This is a genomic window from Proteiniborus sp. DW1, from assembly GCF_900095305.1.
Taxonomy (GTDB): Bacteria; Bacillota; Clostridia; order Tissierellales; family Proteiniboraceae; genus Proteiniborus.
The window spans coordinates 1-18182 of sequence record NZ_FMDO01000054.1 but is presented as its reverse complement, the minus strand read 5'-3'; the positions used below and the strand labels follow the sequence as shown (position 1 = coordinate 18182).

Below are 18182 nucleotides of genomic sequence, written 5' to 3'. Positions count from 1 at the left end.
ATTATGGTATCATAACATGTGTACCAACTACTTAAGAACTTGATGCTTGTTTTCAAACTAAGGAGAGATACCTATGCTCATAAGCAAAATTAATATAAGTATTAAGTTAATTACTATAATATTAGTAATTATTATAGGTCTTATAATATTTTTTTATCTACAGAATAACTGGATTTCAAAAACTAGACTAAAGGTTAGTTTTCAAGGACTTCCAAAGAATTTTGAAGGATTTAGGATTGTACACATATCAGATTTGCATAACAAGTCTTTTGGAAAAGAACAACAGTATTTAATAAAACAAATAAAAGACGAGAAACCAGATATTATAATAATTACAGGTGACTTAATAGATAGTAGGCGGTATAATGAATATATAGCAATGCAATTTATAAATGAAGCAGTTGAAATTGCTCCTGTGTATTATGTAACTGGTAATCATGAATTGCGTTCAGGTAAATTTAATTCTCTAGAAAAGCAACTTATAAATGCTGGTGTTGGAGTCCTAAGAAATAGCTGGGAAGAGATAGATATAGAAGGTCAAAGTATTATTATTGCAGGTGTCGATGATCCTTATACTGGAATAAGATATAGGGAGCCTATTGTAATAGATAAATATTTGCAAGAAGTCCAAAATGACCTAGATGAAAATAGCTTTAAAATATTGCTATCTCATAGACCTGAAAAAATAGAGGCTTATGCAGCTTATGGCTTTGATTTAGTATTTAGTGGTCATGCACATGGAGGCCAATTTAGGATTCCTTTTTTAGGAGGGTTAGTAGTTCCTAATCAAGGCTTTTTTCCTAAGTACACATCTGGCATTCATAATATGGAGAATACTACTATGATAATAAGCAGAGGATTAGGAAATAGTATAATACCCCAGCGCATTTTCAATAGACCAGAAATAATAATTGCAGAGCTTTATGTAAAATAATGTACAAAGAGGTGATAAGCGGTGGATTCTGATCCGTACGGGAATAGTTTTGCAAGAAAATTGAATAATAAGGTAGAGGAATTCACCATTTTATCGCTGTGACTGTTTCCTCTACCGTAAAAGAAGGAGGAACAAAACATGGAAAAGGTTTTAGAACTAATTAGAGAAAATAAACTCATGCAAGCTAGAAACGAACTAATTGACATGAATGTAGTGGATATAGCACAGCTCCTAGATGAGACAAATCAGGAAAAGATGCTTATTATATTTAGAATCTTGCCAAAAGATATATCAGCTGATGTGTTTTCCTATTTGTCATATGAGAAACAGAGGTATATTATTGAATCTATAACTGATAAAGAGATAAAGAATATTATAAATGAACTATTTTTAGACGATACAATTGACTTCTTAGAAGAACTTCCTGCAAATGTAGTAAAAAAAGTCCTTAAAAATACAGATGAAAATACAAGAGCATTGATAAATCAGTTTTTAAAATATCCTGAAAACTCTGCTGGAAGTATTATGACTATAGAGTACGTAGACCTAAAAAAGAAAATGACCGTCAAAGAAGCTTTGGAGCATATTAGAAAAACAGGTATAGATAAAGAGACTATAAACACCTGTTATGTTATGGATAAAAACAGGAGACTTGAAGGTGTTATATCCATAAGACAATTGATTTTAAATGATGATGATACCATAATAAACGATATAATGGACGAAAATGTAATATATGTGCATACTCTTGAAGATCAAGAGGATGTAGCAGATACATTTAGAAAATATGATTTTACCTCTATGCCTGTAGTAGACAATGAAAACAGACTCGTAGGTATCATTACAATTGATGATATAGTAGATATTATAGAGCAGGAAAACACAGAAGACTTTCAAAAGATGGCTGCTATGGTACCATCTGAAGAGGAGTATCTCAAAACAAGTGTGTTTTCTTTAGCTAAACATAGAGTTATGTGGCTTTTAGTTCTTATGATTTCAGCCACCTTTACTGGAAATATTATAAAAAAATTTGAAGACGTACTCCAATCAGTAGTAGTATTGGCGGCATTTATACCCATGCTAATGGATACAGGGGGGAATGCTGGTTCACAATCATCTACTCTTGTTATACGTGGATTAGCTCTAGGTGAGATTAAGGCAAAGGATATACTAAAGGTTATATGGAAGGAATTGCGAGTAAGTATTGTTGTAGGTATAACATTAGCAATTGTTAATTTCCTAAGAATTTTCTTGCTTGAAAAAACAGACTTTTATATATCATTAGCTATTTGCATAAGCTTATTCTTTACTGTAGTTATTGCGAAGGTAGTAGGGGGAGTATTGCCTATATTAGCTAAAAAACTTAAGATGGATCCTGCAATTATGGCTAGTCCATTGATCACAACAATAGTAGATGCTTTTGCACTTTTAATATATTTTACTGCTGCTACCGCTTTGTTAGGAATTTAGTTCCTTTTAATCCTTTATATTCTTGTTGCATATGTTTTAAGTAGCTGGTAGAATAATTAAGAACAAAAGATAATATAGAATCTTTAACTCAGTCCAGAGAGGCTGGCAAGATTGTGATAGGGATAAGTATATATTTTATATGCATATAACTTCTTGCGCCTCGCAAGAAGTTTTTTTTATGACCTAACCCGATTAATTGCAATCATAGCATGCCTTTAAATCAGCACTGAGAGGCTGAAAAGGAGAGAAAACTCTCCTAATAATATAAGAGGAGGTTTCTTAAAATGGTTGAAAATGTGATGAAAAACAAGGAACAAACAAGATTATCAGATAACTTACTAGCAAATTCAAAAAAGGTTATATTAGCCATGCAGCACTTAATTGCAATGTTTGGTGCTACAGTACTAGTTCCAATACTAACAGGCTTTAGCCCATCCGTAGCATTGTTTACAGCTGGAGTAGGTACATTAATATTCCATCTATGTACTAAAGGAAAGGTACCTGCCTTTCTAGGCTCATCCTTTGCATTTATTCCATTGATACTAACAGTTAAAGAATTATATAATGGTGATTTGGCGTATGCCCAAGGTGGAATGGTAGTAGCAGGATTGATTTATGTTATAATGTCTCTTTTAATCAAAAAGATTGGAGTAGAGAAAATTCAAAAAGTTCTTTCACCACAAGTAGTAGGGCCTATGATAATGGTAATAGGATTAAACTTAATACCAACTGCATTTGGAATGGCAGGAGAAAACATGTTAGTAGCTGGTATAACACTAGGAGTAGCGCTACTAATCAACTTTAAAGGCAAAGGCTTTATTAAACAGCTTGCTATATTAATTGGGGTAATCACAGGATATCTAGTATCTTTAAGGCTCGGAATAGTTAATGTAGATGTAGTAAAAGAGGCTTCATTAGTAGCACTGCCTGAATTTAGCTTCCCTAAATTTGATTTAGGTGCCATAGCAATAATTGCACCAGTAGTATTAGCAGTATTTATGGAGCACTTAGGAGATATAACTACTAACGGACAAGTAGTAGGGAAAAACTTCATCGAAGACCCAGGCTTAAATAGAACGCTTTTAGGAGACGGATTAGCAACAATGGTTGCAGCATTTATTGGGGGACCTGCAAATACAACTTATGGGGAAAATACAGGAGTACTTGCTTTAACTAAGAACTATGATCCTTCAATACTGAGATTAGCAGCAGTCTTTGCCATAGGCTTAGGTTTAGTATCAAAGGTAGGCGCATTATTGACTTCTATACCAGCAGCAGTAATGGGTGGCATTAGCTTAATGCTCTTTAGCATGATTTCTATAATAGGGGTTAAGACCATAAAAAACAGCAAAGTAGAGTTCAATGTAAAGAACATAATAGTTATGTCAGTAATATTAATCTTAGGTCTTGGAAGTGGAATTATAGAGAAGAAATTTGGAATAACTATAGGAATACCTGTAAGTGAAGCAGTTAAAATATCAGGACTAAGCTTTGCAGCAATAGTAGGTATAGTTTTAAACTTAATTTTAAATAGAAAATAATATATAGAATACAAAAGAGGGCTTCTAAAGAGTCCTTTTTTGCTATGCTGGAGGCAAGAGAAGGACCCTATCTCACATAGAAGGATTTCGTAGCTACTACATAGGAGACTTGCAGAAATAGAGTTTGCTAATCTACTTATGGACAAGATACAGCTTTAGGGAGATAATGATATTAGATAATAAATAATGTTAATGAAATGATAAGGAGTTGATATTTATGAGCTGGGGAATCATTGCAACCTGGGAGATGGCTTATGAAGGGGTAAGCCAAGCCTCCCTTATGCTTCAAAAAGGATTAAGTTCAGCTGATTCTATAGAGGAGGCAATTAAAATTGTAGAGGATAACCCACTTTACACATCAGTAGGATATGGAGGATTGCCAAACGAAAAATGTGAGGTTGAATTAGACGCAGCTTTTATGGATGGTAGTACTCTTTCTGTAGGAGCAGTATGTGGGATTAAAAACTTTAAAAACCCTATATCCATTGCCAGAAGCCTTAGTAAAGAAAGGTTCAATATTTTTTTAGTAGGCACTGGAGCAGAGGAATATGCTCAGGAAAAAGGATTTGAAAGAAAAGATATGCTTACAGATGAAGCAAAAAAAGCCTGGGAAAAAAGAAAAATAGAAATGAAAGATAAAAATCTAAGCCCTTATGATGGACATGATACTGTTGGAATGGTATGTATTGATAAAAGCAAAAACTTAGTAACGGGTACTTCTACTAGCGGATTGTTTATGAAAAGAAGAGGAAGGGTAGGGGATTCTCCAATTCCAGGCTCAGGCTTCTATGGAGACAGTGAAATAGGAGGAGCAGTAGCTACTGGTCTTGGAGAAGATATAATGAAGGGCTGTATGTCATATGAAGTTGTTAGGCTAATGAAAGAGGGATTACATCCACAGAAGGCAGCAGAAAAAGTGGTGTATGAATTTAGTCAAGTACTAGAGAAGAGAAGAGGCAAGGCAGGTGCCATCTCAATAGTCTGTATGAACAGAGAAGGTGAGTGGGGAGTGGGTACAAATGTTGAGTTTACGTTTGCGGTAGCTACTCATAAGGAAGGTCCAAAGCTATATATAGCTAACAAGTCTGGAAATACAACTATTTATCAACAATATAAGGTACAGGCAAAGGACAAATAAATAGAATTCAGTATATGAGATTTTCTTATTCTGCATACAATTTAGATATTTGGGGGAATACAAATGCTGGAGATAATAGCAACTACTATCGAGGATGCGATAAGAATTGAAAAATCAGGAGCTAGTAGAATTGAATTAGTAAGCGCATTAACAGAGGGAGGACTTACTCCAAGCTACGCATTAATTAAAAATGTAGTCCAATCAGTAAAGATACCAGTCAATGTAATGATAAGACCACATGCAAAATCTTTTATCTATACATATGAAGAAATACAGTTAATGAAGGAAGACATTCTAGTGGCTAAATCTTTAAAAGCAAATGGAGTAGTACTAGGAGTGTTAAATGAAAACAATGAAATCTGTGAAGAACATCTATCAGAGCTGCTTTCAGTATGCAATGGGTTAGATGTAACTTTTCATAAAGCTATAGATGAGCTGGCTGATCCTCCAAGGGGAATAAAAATATTATCAAAATACCCTCAAATCACAAATGTACTTACAGCAGGAGGGAAAGGGAATATAGAGAATAATATTGAAGTTATTAAGAAGATGATATCAAGTGCAAGCCATATAAATATAATTCTAGGGGGAGGGCTTAACCTTCAAAACATAGCGGTTATTATGGAAAAAACCAATGCAAGAGACTATCATTTTGGAACGGCAGTAAGAGAGAACAAGTCTCCATTTGGAGAAATCTCCTTAGAAAAAACAAAAGAATTGGTTCAGATAATGAAAATGAGAGATTAATATAATGGATTATAAAGAGCCTCTTATATATAAGAGGTTTTTTATTTTCTGTTTATCTGATACTAAGTAGAAGATTTTCGCTAAATGATTTTATAGTTTAATAATTGCATTACATACTAAGATTATGTTATAATATTAAATAATAGTACTAGGTACTAATAGCCGATATTAAAATAAGGAGTGGGATACTGGTGGATATAAAAGATATCAAAGACTTGATTGTAGCTATAGACAAGACAAATATAGAAAAGGTTGAAATAGAAAAAAGCGACATAAGAATCATGATAACAAAAGGTGAAGGAAGAGTTAGCAAAAAGATAAGTAAAGACAATAAGGATATGGCTAGCATAGAAAAAAATAGTGACTTAGAAAATTCTATGGAGTTAAAGAGCGACAGCTCTGACAATAAAGAAAATGGTAAGAGTTTTAATCAAGATGATAGCATCTACAACGTAAAATCTCCTATTGTAGGCACTTTTTATAGCAGTCCTAGCCCTGAATCAGAGCCCTTTGTAAAGGTTGGAGACAAAGTGGAGCAAGGTCAAACTTTATGCATTATTGAAGCTATGAAAATAATGAATGAAATAGAATGCGAAACTTCAGGAGAAATTATTGAGATATTAGTAAACAATGAAGATATAGTAGAGTATGGACAGCCTTTAATAAGGATAAGGAGGTCCTAATATGTTTAGAAAAATACTCATTGCCAATAGAGGTGAGATTGCAGTTAGAATTATTAGAACATGTAAAGAAATGGGCATAAGGACTGTGGCAATATATTCTGAAATAGATAAAGATTCTGTCCATGTTCATATGGCAGATGAGGCAATATGTATAGGACCTGCACCATCAAAGAAAAGCTATTTAAATATAGATAATATTATAAGTGCAGCACTAGTTACAAAATCTGAAGCCATACATCCTGGATATGGGTTTCTTTCAGAAAATCCAGACCTAGTAGACGCCTGTGAAGCTAATGGTATTAAATTCATTGGTCCTAGAAAAGAGCATATAGAAAAAATGGGGAACAAATCTCAAGCCAGAAAGACCATGATAGATGCAGGGGTGCCTGTAGTTCCAGGCTCAGAAAGTGCTACAAACGACCCACTGGAAGCATTATTTATAGCTAAGGAAATAGGGTTTCCAGTTATGGTTAAGGCCGCCAGCGGTGGTGGTGGAAGAGGAATGAGACTTGTTCAAAATGAGGATGTGTTTGTAGACAAATTTAACATGGCAAAATCAGAGGCTTTAGCTGCCTTTAATGATGATGCTATGTATGTAGAAAAATTCATTGAAGAGCCTAGGCATATTGAATTTCAAATTCTAGGAGACTCTTATGGTAATGTAGTTCATCTTGGGGAAAGAGACTGTTCCCTTCAAAGAAGAAATCAAAAGGTACTAGAAGAGGCCCCATGTGTGGTAATGGACTATGACTTAAGAAACAAGATGGGAGAAGCAGCAATAAAAGCTGCTAAAGCTGTAAACTACGAAAACGCAGGAACCATAGAATTTTTATTAGACAAATACAATAACTTTTACTTTCTAGAGATGAACACAAGAATACAGGTGGAGCATCCTGTGACGGAGCTTATTACTGGAGTAGACCTGATAAAGGAGCAGATAAAAATAGGATATGGAGAAAGGCTAGATATTACTCAGGATCAAATTAATATAAATGGGCATGCAATTGAATGTAGAATAAATGCAGAAGATCCTAAAGCAAATTTCAGACCCTCTCCAGGTCAGATAGAAGGATTCTTTCCACCTGGAGGATACTGTGTTAGGTTGGATAGTCATGTCTATAGTGGCTATCCAATTCCCCCTACTTATGATTCCATGATAGGAAAATTAATTGTATGGGGAAAGGACAGAGATGAGGCCATTAGCAGAATGAGAAGAGCCTTAGACGAAATGACAATTACAGGAATAGAGACAAATATTGAGTTTCAAAAGAAAATAATAAATAATAAAAGATTTATAGCTAATAAAATAGATACTTCGTTTATAGAAAGAGAAATATTTAATGATGAGTCATAGCAGAGAGGAGAGATGTCAGTGATTAAAGATCTCTTTCAAAAAAAGAAATATGCAACTATAACACTATACAAGAATGATAATAATGAAAAAGCACTTTATAAATTAGAGGATTTAAAGAATAACATAGATACTAATAGGCAAAGTAAACAGGTTAGAGTTAGTGCAAGAGAGAGAATAAATGAGCTTATAGATAATAATACATTTATAGAATATGATATATACATGAAAACAGTTAATCCACTAGATTTTCCTGAATATAATGAAAAAGTAAATACGGCAATAAAAAAGACAGGAGAAAAAGAAGCTGTTATTACTGGTGAAGGAAAAATAATGGATGAAGACTGTGTGATATGTGTTATGGATCCTAACTTCATGATGGGAAGCATGGGATCTGTAGTTGGAGAAAAGATTACGAGAGCCATAGAAAAGGCAATTGAAAAGAGATTACCAGTTATTATAGTTTCTGCATCTGGAGGTGCAAGGATGCAGGAAGGCATACTATCTCTTATGCAAATGGTTAAAACTTCAGCTGCCCTAGGAAGATTATCAGATGAAGGGCTACTATATATTTCTGTCTTAACAAATCCCACAACAGGAGGAGTAACTGCTAGCTTTGCAATGTTAGGAGATATAATCATTGCTGAGCCTGAGGCATTAATTGCATTTGCTGGCCCTAGGGTTATTGAACAAACTATTAAGCAAAAGCTACCAGAAGGCTTTCAAAGAGCAGAGTTTTTATTAGAAAAAGGTTTTATAGATAAAATCGTTCCTAGAAAAGATATGAAGGCTACATTATATCAGATTTTAAATATTCATTCATCAGGTGGTGAGATTGATGAACGATAATCTAGACTTTGAAAGGCCAATTATAGAGCTTGAAAATAAAATTATAGAATTAAAGAAATTTTCTCAGGAGTATGATGTAAACCTATCTCATGAAATAGATATATTAACAAAAAAGCTTGAAAAAATAAAAAAAGAGAATTATGAAAGCCTCTCTCCATGGCATAAGGTAAAAATAGCTAGATTACAAGAAAGACCTACTACTATGGATTATATAAAGGGCTTGATATCAAATTTTGTAGAGCTTCATGGAGATAGATACTATGGAGATGATAGTGCAATAATAGGAGGTATAGGAAAACTAAATGATATTCCTGTAACAGTAATTGGTCATCAAAAGGGAAAAGATACAAAAGAAAACATAAAAAGAAATTTTGGCATGTCTCACCCTGAAGGTTATAGAAAAGCATTAAGGCTTATGAAGCAGGCAGGAAAGTTCAAGAGACCTATTATAACCTTTATAGATACTCCAGGAGCCTACTGTGGGTTAGGAGCAGAGGAAAGAGGTCAGGGAGAAGCCATAGCCTTAAATCTTATAGAAATGAGTAGGTTAAAAGTTCCTATTATAGCTATAGTTATAGGTGAAGGGGGAAGTGGGGGAGCCTTGGCCCTTGGTGTTGGAGATAGAGTATGTATGCTAGAAAACTCAATATATTCAGTTATATCACCAGAAGGTCTTTCAAGCATATTATGGAAGGATACTACTCTTGCACAGAAAGCTGCAGATATTATGAAGTTAACTTCTCAGGATTTGCTAAGACTGAATATTGTGGATTATATAATAAGAGAGCCCCTTGGAGGAGCGCATAAAGATGTTGAGTTTGTGGTGGATAGCATTAGAAAATATTTGTTAGATGAGTTTTCAGTTCTTATGAAATTAGATACAAAGGAACTATTAGAGAAAAGATATAATAAATTTAGAAAAATTGGGGCATGGGAATAATAGGTTGCTGCACAATATATAGTTTAAAAATAGATAATTGAAGAGATTCTTTGGGCCTGCGTTTTCAAAACTACATGTTTTACAAACTGTAATTCTGAACGTAATCGAAGAATCTCTTTTTTTGCATTAGTTTCTTTATATATGGTTGTTAGACACAACACAAAGATAATGACAGAGAAATAAAATTATATGAGATAATAACAGGATTTTACACAAAAATAAGATAAAAGAAAACATAAATTATGTCGTGATTGTTAATAAATCGACATAAACCAACAAAGAGATGACAAAAAATTAACAAAAATAACAAGATTTATTTTTTAAAAAGTGGCTAAATTTCAACAAAAATAGTTAATCATGTAACAAAGTCGACATTGAAATATATAGAATTTTTTGTGCGTTTCTTTACTAAAGAGGTGAATCATGATATCATATAATGTGTTTAGGTTAGATTTTAAAAAGTAATAAAGCTATTAAAAATCTCTTAAATATTCAAAAAACATAGTAAGATTCAACCATATTTTGCAAAGAGTTTTACAAAGATAAGTAAAGTTTTCTCTAAACTTTAATAAAACTTTATCAACATAAATAATATAGAAGTATTTCTGAGAGGAGTGTAAAATATGCAGTGCTGTAAAGACAATAACAAAACATGTAGTACCTCTACTTTTGACCTGGACAAGCTAACCCCCATACTTAATAAGTACAAGGGAACAAGAGGGAGTCTAATTAGCATATTGCAGAAAGCACAGGATATCTATGGTTATCTACCTGTTGAAGTACTTGATTACATAGCAAAGGAAACAGGTGTAAAACCAGCAAAGGTTCATGGAGTAGTTACATTTTATACTCAGTTTAGGTTAGATCCTGTAGGCAAGTATTTAATTATGCTATGTCAAGGAACAGCTTGCCATGTTAATGGGTCCAAGGCCATAGAAGAGGCTATTTATGAAGAACTTGGAATACTTGAAGGTCAAACCACAGAGGATAACCTTTTCACATTCAATAATGTGGCATGCCTTGGATGTTGCAGTTTATCTCCAGTAATGATGATTAATGGAGAGACATATGGAAAATTAACTCCACAGAAGACTAAGGAAATATTGAGAGAAATCAAAAATAAAGAGAGTAAGGAGGCCTAGACATGAAAATAGTTGTTGGACAGGGTAGTTGTGGTATAGCAGCAGGAGCTAATAAAGTCTATACTGCACTAGAAAGCGGACTTAATAGCTTAGGTTTAGATGCTGAGCTTACACTAACAGGATGTATAGGTACATGTTATCTTGAGCCTATAGTAGATGTTATAGATGATGAAGGCAATAAAACTACTTATGTTAAGGTAACACCAGAAATGGCTTCCGAGATAATTGAAAAACATATAAAAAATGGGCAAGTAGTTGCTGAGTATAAAATAAGTGATGAAGATAAAAATGGTATAGATATTCAAAAGAGAATGGCACTTAGAAACTGTGGTATTATAAACCCAGAATGCATAGATGAGTATATAGCAAATGGTGGATACAAGGGATTAGAAAGATGCTTAAAGGAATTGGACCCAGAGAAAATAATAGAAGAAGTTAAAATATCTGGGCTTAGGGGAAGAGGAGGAGCAGGCTTCCCAACATGGTTTAAGTGGAATGCAGCACTTCAAAGTAAGGATACTCCAAAATATATAGTATGTAATGCTGATGAGGGAGATCCAGGTGCATTTATGGACAGAAGTATACTTGAAGGTGACCCACATAGTCTAATTGAAGGTATGATTATAGGTGGCTATGCCATAGGTGCAAATGAAGGAGTTGTTTATGTAAGAGCAGAGTATCCTTTAGCTATTATAAGACTTCAAGAAGCCATAGATGAGGCAGAAAAAAGAGGATTCCTAGGAGATAATATTCTTGGACTTAATAAATTTAGCTTCCATTTAAGAATAAAGGCTGGAGCAGGAGCATTTGTTTGTGGTGAGGAAACAGCCCTTATTGCATCACTAGAAGGTGAAAGAGGAATGCCAAGGCTAAAACCACCTTTCCCAGCACAAAAAGGCTATTGGGATAAGCCAACTAATATAAATAATGTTGAAACATATGCCAATGTACCTTGGATACTAGCAAATGGAGGAGAAGCTTTTGCAGCAATAGGAGCAGAAAAAAGTAAAGGAACAAAGGTATTTGCCTTAACAGGAAAGATAAACAAGGGCGGACTTGTTGAAGTTCCTATGGGCACTCCAATCAGAGATATAATATTTGGAATTGGTGGCGGTATCAAGGATAATAAGACAATCAAAGCTGTTCAAATGGGAGGACCATCAGGCGGATGTATTCCTGAGTACTTGTTAGATACTCCAGTTGACTATGATTCAATAAATAAAACAGGAGCTATAATGGGTTCTGGTGGTATGGTTGTAATGGATGAAACTACATGTATGGTTGATATGGCAAGATTCTTCCTGGACTTTACTCGTAAAGAGTCCTGTGGTAAATGCATCCACTGTAGGATAGGTACAAAGAGAATGCTTGAAATATTGACCAGAATATGTGAAGGCGAAGGGAAAGACGGAGATATAGAGCTACTTGTGGACTTAGGAGAGCAAATAAAAGCTGGTTCTTTATGTGGACTTGGACAAACTGCGCCAAATCCCGTGCTCAGTACAATAAGATATTTTAGAGAAGAGTATGAAAAGCATATTTACGACAAAAAGTGTCCAGCTAAACAATGTAAGAACCTTATAAGTTTCTCTATTCTAGAGGACAAGTGTATAGGTTGCGGATTATGTAAGAGAAATTGCCCTGTAGGAGCAATAGATGGTGAAGTCAAGAAACCACATAAAATCAATAGTGAAACATGCATTAAATGCGGTAAATGTAAAGAAGTCTGCCGTTTTGGTGCAGTTGAAATAGAATAGGAGGGGGGCAAACAAATGTCAGAAATAAGACTTAATATAAATGGAAAAGAAGTAATTGGATATAAAGGTCAAACAGTACTTGACATTGCAAGAGCAAATGACATTGAAATACCTACCTTATGTCACGATGAGAGAACAAAAACTTATGGAGCCTGTGGATTATGCGTAGTTGAGGTTGAAGGAGTTCCAAAACTTTTAAGAGCTTGTGCCACAGAGGCTTCAAACGGAATGGTTGTTTTAACACATACCGAAAAGGTTAAAGCCTCTAGAAAAATTGCATTAGAACTTCTACTATCTGACCACGTAGGAGATTGTAAGGCACCATGTATGTTAGCTTGCCCAGGCAATACTGATTGTCAGGGATATGTAGGACTTATAGCAAATGGAGAATATAAGGAAGCCTTAAAATTAATTAAAGAACAGCTTCCATTACCAGCTAGTATAGGAAGAGTATGTCCACATCCATGTGAAGATGCTTGTAGAAGACAATTAGTAGAGGAGCCTATATCAATAGCTAATCTAAAATCCTTTGTTGCTGATATAGATTTAAATGATAAAGAATCATATATGCCTGATATGAAGCCTAAAACAGGTAAAAAGGTTGGAGTTATAGGTGGAGGTCCAGGAGGGCTAACAGCTGCCTATTATCTAGCTGCAGATGGTCATGATGTGACTATATACGAAGCTATGCCAAAGCTTGGTGGTATGCTTAGATACGGAATACCTCAATATAGACTACCTAAGGAAATACTAGACAAAGAGATTCAGCTTATAGAACAAATGGGAGTTAAGATGCTTACAAATATAAAAGTAGGCAAGGATATAACTCTCGACCATATTAGAGAAAACAATGATGCAGTATTTGTATCTATAGGAGCTTGGAAAAGTACTAAGATGAACTGTCCTGGAGAAGAATTAGAGGGCTCAATAGGTGGTATAGACTTCCTAGCTAAGGTTGTAACAAATGAGCCTGTTCTATTAGGAGAGAGGGTTGCTGTAGTAGGTGGAGGAAATACAGCAATGGATGCTTGTAGAACAGCAGTTAGACTAGGGGCAAATGAAGTTTACAACATATACCGTAGAACTAAGGAAGAGATGCCAGCAGAAGAAATCGAAATCAAAGAGGCTGAAGAAGAAGGAGTAGTATTTAAGTTCCTAGTAAGCCCTATAGAAATCATAGGAGAAAATGGCAGAGTAAAAGCTATTAGACTTCAAAAAATGGAGCTAGGCGAGCCAGATAGCAGTGGAAGAAGAAGACCTGTTCCAATTGAAGGAGAAGAGGAAATCTTAGAAGTAGATACTGTCATTGGTGCCATAGGACAATATGTAGATCCTACTGGTCTTGAAGGAATCGAATTAACTAAGAGAGGTACCATAGCTGCAGATGAAAATTCATACCTAACAAACTTACCTGGAGTATTTGCAGGTGGAGATGCTACAAATCAAGGGCCAAGTATAGCCATAGCAGCTATAGGGGAAGCTAAAAGAGCAGCAGGTGTAATATCAAGCTATCTAGAGGGAGAAGTAGTTTCTTATAGAAAACCATATTATGTGGAAAGAAAGGACTTAACTTCTGAAGATTTTAAAGACCGAGAAAAACAATATAGATCACCTATGCCACATCTTTCACCAGTTGAAAGAAGAGATAACTTCAATGAAGTAAACCTAGGCTTTGACGAAGAAGCTGCTAAGAGAGATGCAATGAGATGTCTAGAATGTGGCTGTCATGATATATTTGAATGTAAATTAATACACTATGCAAATGAATATGATGTAGAGCCTGAAAGACTAAGTGGAGAAGTTCACAAACGTCAAGAGGAAGACACTCATCCATTCATAATGAGAAATCCTGATAAGTGTATACTTTGTGGACTTTGTGTTAGAGTTTGTGAAGAAGTAATGGGAGTTACAGCTTTAGGCCTAGTAAATAGAGGTTTTGATACTATAGTAAAGCCAGCTCTTGACTTGCCTTTAAATAAAACAGGCTGTATCTCATGCGGACAATGTATAAGCGTATGTCCTACAGGTGCTCTTGGTGAGAGATTAGGAATAGATAAATCAGTACCTGTTGATGCAAAGGTGACACATACAGTATGTTCTCAATGTAGTGTTGGTTGTAATATCAACCTAAATACAAAAGGAGACATGCTAACTAGAGCTGTACCTACAAGAGAAAGTAAAGTAGATGATGGACTACTATGCGTTAAAGGACGCTTTGGATTTGATATAGCACAAAAAGGCGCTAGACTTACTAAGCCAATGGTTAAAAAGGATGGTAAGCTAGAGGAAGTATCATGGGAAGAAGCATTCCTATATACAGCTAAAAAAGCTCAAAGCGTAGCCATGCTACATGGAAATGATTCACTAGCAGTTTCGGTTTCAGATAGATATACAAACGAAGAAGTATATTTAGCTTCTAAGTTTGGTAAAGAAGTACTAAAAACAAATAATATTACAAGCTTTAATAGAGTTAGTCATGGAATCAAAGACATACTAGGATATGATGCATCACCAAATACATTTGATGAGCTATTAGGGACAGAGACAATTCTACTAGTTGGCTCAGACATCATGAAGCATCATACAATAGTAGGACTTAAGATTAAGAAGGCTACTGAAAATGGAGCTAAGCTATTAGTAGTAAATCCATTTGACTCACAGGCTGATGAATGGTCATATAGAAAATACAGCCCAGAAAATAATGTGAAATTCTTAAAGGAAATAGCAAAAGCCCTTATAGACAAGGGTTTCGCACCATCAGAAAGTAAAGCAATAGGATTTGAAGAGCTAAAAGCGGACTTAGAAGGTATAACTCCAAGCGAAGTAGCAGTAGAAATAGCTGAACTATATGGAAAATCTAAGAAAGCTATGATAGTATTTGAGCAAAATACCCTAAGCTCAGCTGGAGCGAAGATACTTGCAAACATAGCTGTTATCTCTGGACATATAGGCAGCCCAAGAAACGGAATTATACAGCTTAAGCTAAACAACAACAGCCAAGGCTTAGTAGATATGGGGATAGATAAGGATTCAAATGAAGTAGCTAAAGCTATAGAAAATGGAGCAATAAAAGGATTACTAGTATTTGGCGAAGATATACCACAGGTAGACTTAAAGAAACTAGACTTCCTAATGGTACAAGATACTCACCTTACAGAAACAGCTAAGATGGCAGATGTAGTCATTCCAGCAGTAAGCTTTGCAGAATCTGAAGGAACATTTACAAGCTCAGAGAGAAGAATTCAGAGAATAAACAAAGCTATTATCCCAATGAGTGGATATGAAAACTGGAAGGTAATAGTAGAGCTTGCAAGAGTACTTGGAACTAACCTAGACTACACTAGCGCAAAAGATATATTTGCAGAGTTAACTACAGTAAGAAAGAATTACTTCAAAGCTAATATCTGTGATAACAGCACAACCTTCTGGCCAGTAAATGGAAGCAATGTACTATACACAGAAGGCTTCAACTTCGAAGACAAAAAGGCAAGATTACAAGTAGTGTCAGATGGAGAGCTATTTGTAGAAAAAGCTAATACAAACAATTTAAGAAATCAGTTTATTGAGTTTCTTAAGGAGAAAGAGTTAATATAGTCATAAATAAGGTTGGTTAAGGTATGTAAATGCTGCTTTAACTAACCTTTTTATTATTACAAGATATATAGGATATAAAAAACTATAAAATCAGTAATTTTTACTTTTAATAGGTAAATATCTGTTTTTGAAGAAGGTTGTTCAATAATTAAATTCGAAAAGTAGTGTAAACAAGCCATAATATAGTACATAATATAGGTAAATATACAAAGAACTGGGAGTGTATTTAAATGGAATATAATAATTACACTTATTGGCTTGAAATGGCTGAATATGATTATCAAACAGCTATAGCGATGCTTAGAACAAAGAGATATTTATATGTCGGATTTATGTTGCATCAAACTATAGAAAAAGCTTTTAAAGCCTATTACGTATTGCTTAAATCTGAAAATCCTCCATTTATTCATAGCCTAATGAGGTTAGCACAAAGTGGTGAATTCTATGACGATATACCAGAAGAGATAAAGGACTTAATTGATATTCTGGAGCCCCTAAATATAGGGGCTAGGTATCCCAAGTCACAAAGAGAAGCTTATGAATGAGCTTAATGAGGATCGTTGTACGGATATATTAGAACGTACGGAGGTGTTATATAAATGGATAACAGAGAAATTTCCGAAAGAATCAACAGATTCGTAGAATCTGTAATACCTGAATATAATCCGGAAAAAATTGTTTTATATGGATCGTATGCAAAGGGTACTAATAATGAAAATAGTGATATTGATATAGCAATAATAGTTGATGAGGTAAAAGGAAGTTTTTTAGAAAAAGAAGCACGACTCTATAAAATCAGAAGAAATATTGATTCTAATATAGAGCCAATATTAATAGAAAAGAACAGCGATAGAAGTGGTTTTTTAAATCATATATTAAGTTACGGACAGATATTATTTTCAAGATAAGAAAAGGGAAGCAATGTGCTTAAATATAAGATTTCAACTTTAAAGACAAAGAAGCAAGACTACAAACAGTATCAGATGGAGAGCTATTCATAGAAAAAGCAAATACAAATAATCTAAGAAATCAATTTATTGAAATTCCTAAAGAAAAAGAATTGATTTAACAAAAGGATGGATGTGTATTAGGTTGGTTTAAATTCTATACCTGAATTTTTTAAATTTTCAGTTATTGCATTTTTATCTCAAATCATTCAAAAACTAATTGCTTTTTTTATATTTCTTAATCTTTGTTTTAAGGTTATGGGAACAAAAATAGGCAAGCAAGAATAGCCTCACTTGCCTATACTACTAGAGTTATTTGAAAGATTTTTAATATTTAAAATAAACGTGACTACCTATTTTAGTTGGTGATGTTAATATTTTATTATAAGTGGTACCGGTCTTATAATAGTAAGCTTTTGTAGTCACATTAGAATTAGTACATGCTACTTTATTTACATCATAAAAGGGCATACCGTATTGAATATCATAGAAATGTATTCTTGTTCCTACATTAGTATGTTCTCCACCAGGATTGCCACTATAATACTCAAGAGGAATAGAGTCTCTATTTACCAGACAGCCAGCTAAAAAAACGCAATGAGCCCATAGCAGTGGATCATTATATTTTGATGGATTCGCAAAATAAGGATTACCATCTGAAATTGAAGAAAACTGGTATTTTTCAGTAACTGTTGACCTAGCGGTTTTAGATGTACCCATTCTATTTCTTATTACTTGTGCAACAGCAAAGGCATTATCTTCACGTGGAGGAACATTTACGATTTCAGCAAAAATAACTCTTGCAATTAAATCAACATCATCCAAATTTTTTGCTTCAGGATATAAACTTCCATCGTTTGTTTTAGTTACCGATATAGATTGACCATAACTTTTATACTCACTAAATGTTACATATTGTTCCCTGCCGTACCCCCATTCGTCTTGAGTCCACTCCAGTAAGCTTGAAGCCAATCATCTCCCTCCCATGCAAAACTAGGAACGGAAAGTCCTGTTATTGCTAAGACAAGTACTAAACAAAATACAAATACTTTTTTAAACATAGAAAAAACCCCCTTTTATTTATTCATT

Annotated in this window: 15 protein-coding genes; 14 read left to right on the top strand and 1 reads right to left on the bottom strand. The window is 34.3% G+C overall.

From position 1 onward, the window contains the following. The first annotated feature begins 73 nt into the window (after nucleotides 1-73). The 14 genes from DW1_RS13050 to DW1_RS12985 all read left to right on the top strand — a co-directional run bounded on the left by DW1_RS13050 (nucleotide 74) and on the right by DW1_RS12985 (nucleotide 17054). The gene (locus DW1_RS13050; RefSeq protein ID WP_200800531.1) at nucleotides 74-934 is read left to right on the top strand and encodes a metallophosphoesterase; all 861 of its coding nucleotides are present in this window, start codon (nucleotides 74-76) and stop codon (nucleotides 932-934) included. A gap of 138 nt (nucleotides 935-1072) precedes the next feature. Then, the gene (mgtE, locus tag DW1_RS13045) at nucleotides 1073-2404 is read left to right on the top strand and encodes a magnesium transporter (RefSeq protein ID WP_074351143.1); all 1332 of its coding nucleotides are present in this window, start codon (nucleotides 1073-1075) and stop codon (nucleotides 2402-2404) included. 284 nt (nucleotides 2405-2688) lie between these two features. Beyond that, on the top strand, nucleotides 2689-3945 hold the full coding sequence (locus DW1_RS13040; protein ID WP_074351141.1) for a uracil-xanthine permease family protein: 1257 nt from the start codon (nucleotides 2689-2691) through the stop codon (nucleotides 3943-3945). A gap of 217 nt (nucleotides 3946-4162) precedes the next feature. Continuing rightward, nucleotides 4163-5083 (top strand): N(4)-(beta-N-acetylglucosaminyl)-L-asparaginase, encoded by a 921-nt coding sequence (locus tag DW1_RS13035; RefSeq protein ID WP_074351139.1) that lies wholly within the window; start codon nucleotides 4163-4165, stop codon nucleotides 5081-5083. Between the two features lie 63 nt (nucleotides 5084-5146). Beyond that, nucleotides 5147-5830, top strand: a complete 684-nt coding sequence (locus tag DW1_RS13030; protein WP_074351137.1) for a copper homeostasis protein CutC — start codon at nucleotides 5147-5149, stop codon at nucleotides 5828-5830. 191 nt (nucleotides 5831-6021) lie between these two features. Further along, on the top strand, nucleotides 6022-6513 hold the full coding sequence (accB, locus tag DW1_RS13025) for an acetyl-CoA carboxylase biotin carboxyl carrier protein (protein ID WP_074351135.1): 492 nt from the start codon (nucleotides 6022-6024) through the stop codon (nucleotides 6511-6513). Nucleotide 6514: 1 nt separating this feature from the next. Continuing rightward, nucleotides 6515-7867, top strand: coding sequence for an acetyl-CoA carboxylase biotin carboxylase subunit (locus DW1_RS13020; protein WP_074351133.1), 1353 nt, complete (start codon nucleotides 6515-6517; stop codon nucleotides 7865-7867). 18 nt (nucleotides 7868-7885) lie between these two features. Then, on the top strand, nucleotides 7886-8713 hold the full coding sequence (gene accD, locus DW1_RS13015) for an acetyl-CoA carboxylase, carboxyltransferase subunit beta (RefSeq protein ID WP_074351131.1): 828 nt from the start codon (nucleotides 7886-7888) through the stop codon (nucleotides 8711-8713). Further along, a complete protein-coding gene (locus DW1_RS13010) occupies nucleotides 8703-9653 on the top strand; it encodes an acetyl-CoA carboxylase carboxyltransferase subunit alpha (RefSeq protein WP_074351129.1) in 951 nt (316 codons plus the stop codon). The genes accD and DW1_RS13010 overlap by 11 nt, the downstream gene beginning before the upstream one ends. A gap of 623 nt (nucleotides 9654-10276) precedes the next feature. Then, nucleotides 10277-10795 carry an NADH-quinone oxidoreductase subunit NuoE gene (gene nuoE / locus DW1_RS13005; RefSeq protein WP_074351127.1) on the top strand — a complete coding sequence of 173 codons (519 nt, stop codon included), beginning with the start codon at nucleotides 10277-10279 and terminating at the stop codon, nucleotides 10793-10795. A 2-nt stretch (nucleotides 10796-10797) separates the two neighbouring features. Continuing rightward, entirely contained in the window at nucleotides 10798-12552 is a 1755-nt protein-coding gene (locus DW1_RS13000) for an NADH-quinone oxidoreductase subunit NuoF (protein ID WP_074351126.1), read from the top strand. Nucleotides 12553-12567: 15 nt separating this feature from the next. Continuing rightward, nucleotides 12568-16146 (top strand): molybdopterin-dependent oxidoreductase, encoded by a 3579-nt coding sequence (locus DW1_RS12995; protein ID WP_074351124.1) that lies wholly within the window; start codon nucleotides 12568-12570, stop codon nucleotides 16144-16146. Nucleotides 16147-16376: 230 nt separating this feature from the next. Beyond that, a complete protein-coding gene (locus DW1_RS12990; RefSeq protein ID WP_200800530.1) occupies nucleotides 16377-16691 on the top strand; it encodes a HEPN domain-containing protein in 315 nt (104 codons plus the stop codon). A gap of 54 nt (nucleotides 16692-16745) precedes the next feature. Next, the gene (locus DW1_RS12985; protein WP_074351122.1) at nucleotides 16746-17054 is read left to right on the top strand and encodes a nucleotidyltransferase family protein; all 309 of its coding nucleotides are present in this window, start codon (nucleotides 16746-16748) and stop codon (nucleotides 17052-17054) included. A 366-nt stretch (nucleotides 17055-17420) separates the two neighbouring features. Here the strand turns inward: DW1_RS12985 and DW1_RS12980 are convergent, their stop codons facing one another. Continuing rightward, nucleotides 17421-18065, bottom strand: coding sequence for a cell wall hydrolase (locus tag DW1_RS12980; RefSeq protein ID WP_074351120.1), 645 nt, complete (start codon nucleotides 18063-18065; stop codon nucleotides 17421-17423). Nucleotides 18066-18182 lie beyond the last annotated feature (117 nt).